Source organism: Pseudomonas juntendi (genome assembly GCF_009932375.1).
Lineage (GTDB): Bacteria > Pseudomonadota > Gammaproteobacteria > Pseudomonadales > Pseudomonadaceae > Aquipseudomonas > Aquipseudomonas juntendi.
Genome location: NZ_BLJG01000209.1, coordinates 1 through 8,992, shown reverse-complemented (window position 1 = coordinate 8,992; position 8,992 = coordinate 1). Strand labels below are relative to the sequence as shown.

Genomic DNA, 8,992 nt, shown 5'->3' with positions numbered 1-8,992 from the left:
CACAACCCAATGCCGCGCCTACCCTCGATACGTGTCATCTGCTCGGGTGAAGCCTTGCCGGGGAATCTGGTACGGCGCTTCCACGCTCAGCTGCCAGCCGTCGAGCTGCACAACCTCTACGGCCCGACCGAAGCCGCGGTGGATGTCAGCGCCTGGCACTGCACCACTGCCCCGGACAACACCCCGATCGGCAAACCCATCGCCAACACCACCCTGTACATCCTCGACGACCAGCAGCAACCGGTCCCCCAGGGTGTAGCCGGCGAGCTGTACATCGGCGGCGTGCAAGTGGCCCGGGGTTACCTCAACCGCGCCGAACTCACCGCCGAGCGCTTCATCGACGACCCGTTCGTACCCGGCGCACGCCTGTACCGCACCGGTGACCTGGCGCGTCACCTGCCCGACGGCAACATCGAATACCTGGGCCGTAACGACGACCAGGTCAAACTGCGTGGCCTGCGCATCGAACTGGGTGAAATCCAGGCCGGCCTCACGGCCATCGAGGGCGTCAAGGAGGCTGTCGTGCTCGCCCATGAACAACGCCTGGTGGCTTACTACACCGGCGCCCTGCACAGCACGGATACCCTGCGCAAGGCGCTGCTCGCGCAGTTGCCGGAATTCATGGTGCCGGCGCTGTTCATGCACCTGGACGCCCTGCCGCTGAGCCCTAACGGCAAGCTCGACCGCAAGGCCTTGCCTGCACCCGGTGCCATCGAAGACCGCCCCTACGCGGCCCCCGAAGGCGACACCGAAACCCTACTGGCGGCCCTGTGGTGCGAACTGCTCGGCCTGGAGCAGGTGGGGCGGCATGACAACTTCTTCGAACTGGGCGGCCACTCGCTGCTGGCCGTGACATTGACGTCACGGCTACGCGAGCAAGGCCTGGAGGCTGATGTGCGCGCCTTGTTCGACCAACCGACCCTGGCCGGCTACGCAGCCATCACAGACAGCATGGAGATCGTCCTGTGAGCATCAACCAATTACTGGCAACACTGACCGCGCAGAATGTGCAGCTGGCACTCAAGGATGGCCAACTGGTGGTCCAGGGCAACCGCCAGGCGCTGACCGACAGCACCCTGGTGGCGCAACTGCGTGCGCACAAACCCACCCTTGTCGGCATGCTCGAGCGAGGGGAGTACGTGGCGGTCAAGCAGGGCGCGGTACAGGTGCCGGGCAACCTCATTGCGCCAGGCTGCACGCACATCACCCCGCAACTGCTCAACCTGGTCACGCTCGACCAGGCCAGCCTGGACAGCGTGGTCAGCGCAATACCGGGGGGCGCGGCCAACGTGCAGGACATCTACCCACTGGCGCCGTTGCAACAAGGCATGCTCTTTCACCACGCCAGTGCCAGCGAGCATGACCCGTACGTGATGCAGGCACGCTTCGTGTTCGCCAGCGAGGCGCGCCTGCAGGCATTCGCCGACGCCTTGAACGGGGTGATCGCCCGCCACGATATCCTGCGCACCTCGGTGCACTGGCAAGGGTTGCAAGCGCCGGTGCAGGTGGTATGGCGCAAGGCCGAACTGACGGTTCTGACGCTGCCCGTCGATGCCCCGAAGCGTGACTGGCTCGACCTGACCCAGGCGCCGCTGATGCGCTTGCTGCGTGACGCGCCACAGGCCGACGGGCGGCTGACTGCGACCTTGCAGTTCCACCATATCGCCATGGACCACAGTGCCCTGGAGGTGGTGCGCCACGAGCTGATTGCGTTTCTCAGCGGCGCCGAGGCGCAACTGGGCGCACCGGTGCCGTTTCGCAACTATGTTGCGCAGGCGGTGCTGGGGATCAGCGAAGCCGGGCACGAAGCATTTTTCCGCGACATGCTTGGCAGTGTCGACGAAGCCACCCTGGCGTATGGCTTGCAGGACGTGCAGGGCACTGGCGAGGTGCATGCCGAGTACCAGCTCGACCTGCCATTGGCACTGTGCCAGGGCTTGCGCGCCCAGGCCCGCAGCCTGGGGGTAAGCGTCGCCAGCCTGTTCCACCTGGCCTGGGGCCGGGTACTGGGGGGCCTTACCGGGCGTGAGCAGGTGGTGTTCGGCACAGTGCTGATGGGCCGCCTGCAGGGCGCCGAGGCTACCGACCGGGCGCTGGGGATCTTCATCAATACCTTGCCACTGCGGGTTGACCTGGACAGCGCCGACCTGGGCAGCGCGGTGCGCGCCACCCACCAGCGCCTGAGCGCGCTGATGCGCCATGAACATGCGCCCCTGGCCTTGGCCCAACGCTGCAGCGGCGTGGCCGCACCGGCGCCGTTGTTCAATGCGTTGCTGAACTACCGCCACAGCGCGCCAGGCAGCAGCGAGCCACGCCGTGCCGCCTTGACCGGCATCGATATCATCGAGTCGGCCGAGGCAACCAACTACCCGTTGACGCTGAGCGTGGACGACCTGGGCGAGGCGTTTCGCCTGACCTTGCTGGCCAGCCCGCAAGTGCCGGCCCAGCGCGTGTGTGCCTATGTCCAGCAAACGCTGGAAAGCCTGCTGCAAACCCCACACCTGGCGGTGAACCGGCTGGCCATGCTGCCCCCCGCTGAGCGCGAAACGCTGCTCGAAGGCTTCAACGCTTGCGCCACCCACCACGCGCAGCACCTGACCCTGCACCAACGTATCGAGCAACAGGTTGCCCGTTGCCCAGAGGCCATCGCTGCAACGAGTGGCGGCGCCCAACTGAGCTACGGCGAACTCAACCGCCGCGCCAATGCCTTGGCCCACCACCTGATCAGCCTGGGTGTGCGCCCGGACGACCGGGTGGCCGTGGTGGCCCGGCGCGGGCTGGACACGCTGGTCGGCCTGCTCGCTGTGCTCAAGGCCGGCGCAGGTTACGTGCCGGTAGACCCGGCGCACCCCGACGAGCGCATCGGCTACCTGCTGGCAGACAGCAGCCCCGCGGTGGTACTGACGCAACAGGCGTTGAGCCATCGCCTTGGTAAAACCGGCGTACCGCTGCTGTTACTGGACCAGCCGGACTGGCCTGCCAGCGACGCCAACCCGGTCGTGCCCGGGCTTGCTGCGCAGCACCTGGCCTATGTGATCTACACCTCCGGCTCGACCGGGCAGCCCAAGGGCGTGATGGTTGAACACCGCAGCGTCAGCAACCTGGTCGACTGGCACTGCCGTGCTTTCGACCTGTGCCAGGGGCGGCACACCTCCAGCCTGGCCGGCTTTGGCTTCGATGCCATGGCCTGGGAAGTGTGGCCGGCATTGTGCGCCGGGGCCACGCTGCACCTGGCGCCGACCACCGAGGGCCACGACGACCTCGACGCCATGCTCGCCTGGTGGCAGGCGCAGCCGCTGGACGTCAGTTTCCTGCCCACACCGGTGGCTGAATATGCCTTCAACCATCACCTGGAACATCCGACCTTGCGCACCCTGCTGATTGGTGGCGACCGCTTGCGCCAGTTCAATCGCACCCAGCGCTTTGCCGTGGTCAACAACTACGGGCCGACCGAGGCCACGGTGGTGGCCAGTTCCGGGGCGCTGGAGGCAGGCGGTGCGCTGCATATCGGCAAACCGGTGGACAATGCGCGGCTGTACGTGCTCGACGCGCATATGCAACCGGTCGCCCTGGGCGTGCCGGGCGAGCTGTACATCGGTGGTGTCGGGGTTGCCCGGGGCTACTGGAACCGCCCGCAGTTGACCGCCGAGCGGTTCTGCGACGATCCGTTCGTGGCGGGCGGGCGCCTGTACTGCACCGGCGACCTGGTGCGCTGGCTGCCGGACGGCACGCTCGACTACCTGGGGCGTAACGATGACCAGGTGAAGATCCGCGGCGTACGCATCGAGCTGGGCGAAATTGAAAGCCGCCTGGCAGCCTTGGCCGGCATCGCCGAAGCGGTGGTGATCGCGCGTGAGGATGAACCCGGGCACCCGCAGCTGGTGGCGTATTTCACCGCCAGTCCCGACGTACAACCCCTTAGCCCGGAAGGCCTGCGCGGCCAGCTGCAGGCACACCTGCCGGCCTACATGGTGCCGGTGGCGTTCGTCGAGCTGCCGGTATTGCCACTGACGGCCAATGGCAAGCTCGACCGCCGGGCGTTGCCGCGCCCTGGGCGTGCTGCACTGTTCGAACAGGCTTACGCGCCGCCGCAGGGTGAGCTGGAGTTGGCCCTGGCACAGATCTGGGCGGAACTGCTGCAGGTCGAGCGCGTGGGGCGCGACGACCATTTCTTCAGCCTGGGTGGCCATTCGCTGCTGGCCATGCGCATGGTGTCGCAGGTGCGCGTGCGCCTGGGCGTGGAACTGAGCCTGGCCGAGCTGTTCGCCAACCCGCAGCTGGCCGCGGTAGCCCAGGTGCTGGCCGGGGCCGTTGGCACTGCGCTGCCGGCGATCGTGCCGGTGCCGCACGGGCAGCCGCTGCCGATGTCGTTTGCCCAGCAGCGGCTGTGGTTCCTGGCGCAGATGGAGGGCGGCAACCAGGCCTACAACGTGCCGTTGGCCTTGGGCTTGCGCGGGCCATTGGATAGCGCTGCGCTGGAGGGTGCGCTGTTGCGCATCATCGAGCGCCACCAGACGTTGCGCAGCCGCTTCGTGGCACGTGATGACAGCGCCGAGGTGGTGATTGCCGCCACTGCGGGCGACGGCTGGTTCAGCTGTGAAACGTTGGCCGCTGAAGCGTTGCCAGGCCGCTTGCAGGAATTGGCGGCAGCGCCGTTCGACCTGGCCCACGGGCCGTTGCTTCGTGCCCACGTGCTGAGCCTGGGCGTGCAGCACCATGTGCTGGCACTGACCGTGCACCACATCGTTGCCGATGGCTGGTCGCTGGGGGTGCTGACCCATGAACTGAGCGTGCAGTACGCAGCCGTGTGCAACGGTCGCGATGACCCGCTGCCGCCGTTGGCCATCCAGTACCCAGACTACGCGGTATGGCAGCGCCGCTGGCTGGCTGGGGAGCAGCTGCAACGCCAGGTGGCCTTCTGGCAACAGAACCTCGAAGGTGCCCCCGAGCTGCTCAAGCTCCCTGCTGACCGGCCACGGCCGCCGCGCCAGGACTTTGCCGGTGCAAGCCTGCCAGTGCGGTTCGAGCCACGCTTGACCGCCGCCCTGCGCGGGCTGGCCCGGCGCCATGGGGTGACGCTGTACATGACCGTGCTCGGTGCCTGGGCGGCCCTGCTCGGCCGCCTGGCAGGCCAGCCTGAAGTGGTGGTGGGCTGCCCGGTGGCAGGGCGCGGCCGGGCCGAGCTGGAGCCGCTGGCCGGGTTGTTCGTCAACACGCTGGCCATGCGCATCGACAGCAGCGCAGCGGGCACCGCGCAGGCGCTGCTGCAGCAGGTGCGCGACCGCGTGTTGCAAGCCCAGGCCCACCAGGACCTGCCGTTCGAGCACGTGGTGGAAATGCTTCGCCCGGCGCGCAGCCTTGCGCACACGCCGCTGTTCCAGGTCAGCCTGAACTGGCAGGCCACCCAAGGCGCAGCCTTGCACCTGCAAGGCCTGCAACTGGAGGCCGTGCCCCAGGCCGCGGCAGTGGCCAAGTTCGACCTCACGCTCAACCTGGGCGAGCAGGGCGATACCTTGGCCGGCAGCCTCGACTACGCAACGGCACTGTTCGACGCCGCCACCGTGCAGCGCTACCTGGGCTACTTCGAGCGCCTGCTGTGGGCCATGGCCGATGATGACCAGCAAGCCCTGGCCCAAGTGGAGCTGATTGACGAGGCGCAGCGCCAGGACCTGCTGCACGCACGCAACGCCACCCATTACGCCTACCCCCGTGACGTTGCCGTGCACCACCTGTTCGAGCAGCGCGTGGCCCTTCACCCGCTGGCTGTGGCGGCGGTGCAGGGCGAGCAGACCCTTTGCTATGGCGCGCTCAACGAGCGCGCCAACCGCCTGGCCCACTACCTGATCGGCAGCGGGGTAGAACCTGGCGCTTGCGTGGCCATCCTGTTGCCGCGGTCGCTGTCACTGCTGGTGGCGCAACTGGCCGTGCTGAAGTGCGGTGCCGTCTACGTGCCGCTCGACCTGCATGCCCCTGCCGAGCGTCAGCTGTTCATGCTCGAGGACTGCCAGGCGGTGTTGCTGCTCACGGCTACCGATATCGCCTCCGACCTGTCCGTGCCACGCCTGGAACTCGACAGCCTGGCGCTCGACCGCCAACCTAGCACCAACCCTGCAGCGGTGCAGGCTGGCGGCAGCACCGCGTATGTGATGTACACCTCCGGCACTACCGGCACACCCAAAGGCGTGTGTGTGCCGCACCGGGGCATCGCGCGCCTGGTATTGAACAACGGCTATGTCGAGCTGCTGGCCAGCGACCGTTTCGCTTTTGTCTCCAACCCGGCATTCGACGCCAGCACCTTCGAGGTCTGGGGCGCGCTACTGAACGGGGGCCAGGTGCGCGTGATCGACCATGCCACGCTCATCGACCCCGCGCGCTTTGCCACGGCGCTGCTGGAGCAGCAAGTCAGCGTGCTGTTCCTGACCACTGCGCTGTTCAACCAGTATGTGCAGTGGGTTCCAGCGGCGCTGGCCCGGCTGCGCGTGTTGCTGTGCGGTGGCGAACGTGCCGAGCCGGCAGCGTTCCGGGCCTTGCTGCAACAGGCCCCCCGCTTGCGGTTGTTCAACGCCTACGGGCCGACCGAAACCACCACCTTTGCGGTGACCTGCGAGGTAAGCGAGTTGGCGGAGGACGCCGCCCAGGTACCCATTGGCCGGCCTATCGGCAATACCCAGGTGTATGTGCTGGATGCCTGGCAACGGCTGGTGCCGGAAGGTGTGGTGGGGGAACTGTACATTGGTGGCGATGGCGTGGCGCTGGGCTACCTGAACCGTGCCGAGCTGACGGCCCAACGTTTCATCGACGACCCCTTCAGCACCCAGGCGGGTGCGCGCTTGTACCGTACCGGCGACCTGGTGCGCTGGCGCGGCGACGGCCAACTGGAGTACCAGGGGCGCAACGACGACCAGGTGAAGATCCGCGGTTTTCGCATCGAGCTGGGCGAGATCGAGCAGCAGCTGGCCCTGGCCCCGGGCATCGGCGAAGTCGTGGTGATGGCCGTTGCCGATGCGTCCGGGCCGTTGCGCCTGGTGGCCTGGTACACCCGCCAGGCCGCCAGCCTGGACGCCCTGCAACTGCGTGGCTACCTGCGCGGCCGGTTGCCGGAGTACATGGTGCCATCGGCGTTCGTTGCCTTGGCACGGCTACCGTTGAACGCTAATGGCAAGGTCGACCGCCGGGCCTTGCCGGCACCGGGGCCGCAGGACTTTGCGGTGGCTGCCTTCGAGGCCCCCGAAGGCGAGCGCGAGCAGGCCTTGGCAGCGCTGTGGTCCGAGTTGCTGGAAGTACAGCCGATCGGCCGCCAGGACCGCTTTTTCGAGCTGGGCGGCCATTCGCTGCTGGCCATGCGCATGCTCGCGCAAGTGCGCCAACGGCTCGGCCGTGAGCTGGCACTGGCCGACCTGTTTGCCGACGACAGCCTGGCAGCGGTGGCCACCTGCCTCACGCGCGAGGGCCAGGCGTTGCCGGCCATCACGCCGGCGCCCCGCACAGGCCGGCTGCCGCTGTCGTTCGCGCAACAGCGCCTGTGGTTCCTGGCACAGTTGCAGGAAGCCAGTGCGGCCTATCACATCCCCATCGCCCTGCGCCTGCAGGGCCCGCTGCAGCGAGCCGCACTGGAACGCACGCTGCACCGGCTGATCGAGCGGCACGAAAGCCTGCGTTGCCATTTTGTCGCTGAGGATGGCGAGCCCCATGTGCGCCTGGCCAGTGACAGCCGCGGTTTCAGCCTGGGTTGGCAGGACTGCCCAGGCCTTGAGCCGGTGGCGTTGGCCGCGTTGCTGCGCGAAGACGCCAGCCAGGCCTTTGCCTTGGCCCATGACTTGCCCATCCGCGGGCGGCTGTTGCGCCTGGGCCAGGACCACCATGTGCTGCTGCTGACGCTGCACCACCTGGTCGCCGATGGCTGGTCGCTGGGGGTACTGGTCAGGGAGCTGGGTGCACTGTATCAGGCCTTCAGCACCGGGCAGCCTGACCCACTGCCTGCCTTGCCGGTGCAATACCTGGACTATGCCGTGTGGCAGCGCCAGTGGTTGAGTGGCACAGCCTTGCAACAGCAGGCGGACTATTGGGCCGCCCAGTTGGGCGGCGCCCCCGTCCTTGTCAGCCTGCCTTGGGACCGACCCCGCCCGGAGCGGCAGCAGTATGCCGGCGACAGTGTCGAACTGAGCCTGGATCCGCGTTTGAGCAGCGAGCTCAAAGCCCTGTGCCGGCGCCACGCGGTCACGCCATACATGCTGTTCTTGGCGGCTTGGGGGGTGCTGTTGGCGCGCCTGGCCGGCCAAGACGAAGTCGTGATCGGCTCGCCGGTCGCCAACCGCCAGCAAGCGGAGGTGGATGGGCTGATCGGCATGTTCGTCAATACCCTGGCGCTGCGCCTGGATGTGTCGGGCGCGCCGGATGTGGCGACGTTGCTGGCGCGGGTCAAAGCGGTCGTATTGGCCGGCCAGGCGCACCAGGACCTGCCGTTCGAGCAAGTGGTCGAACGGCTGCGCCCACGCCGTAGCCTGTCGCATACGCCGCTGTACCAGGTGTCGCTGGATTGGGATGGCAACCCAGGCCGCGAGGCGCTGCAGTTGGCAGACCTGGCGGTGACTGCACTGGGCGGCCCGGCCAGCGTTGCCAAGGTCGACCTGAGCTTGAGCCTGGGCGAGCGCGGCGACGGTTTTGCAGGCGGCATCGTGTACGCCACGGCGCTGTTCGAGCGGGCCACCGTTGCGCGGTTCGCGGGCTATTTCGAGCAACTGCTGTGGGCTTTCGTGGCCAGCGACCGGGCCATTGCGGCGCACGCCCCGCTGCTGGATGCGCACGAGCGCAAGCGCTTGCTGTTGGACTTCAACGACACAGCCGTCGCCTACGACCTCGGGCAGACGTTGCACGGCCTGATCGAGGCGCAGGTCCGGCGCACCCCCGAGGCGCTGGCGGTCAGGGCCGAGGAGGGCGAGCTGACCTACGACCAGCTCAACCAGCAGGCCAACTGCCTGGCGCACCACTTGAT

The 8,992-nt window shown here is 67.7% G+C and carries 2 protein-coding genes; both read left to right on the top strand.

Going from position 1 to position 8,992, the window contains the following annotated elements; all coding sequences use genetic code 11:
* Positions 1-969, top strand: a 969-nt coding sequence (locus GYA94_RS21720) for an AMP-binding protein (RefSeq protein ID WP_161893086.1), incomplete at its 5' end; no start/stop codon positions are given.
* A partial coding sequence (locus GYA94_RS21715; RefSeq protein WP_161893085.1) for a non-ribosomal peptide synthetase occupies positions 966-8,992 on the top strand: 8,027 nt, incomplete at its 3' end. The genes GYA94_RS21720 and GYA94_RS21715, both read left to right, overlap by 4 nt.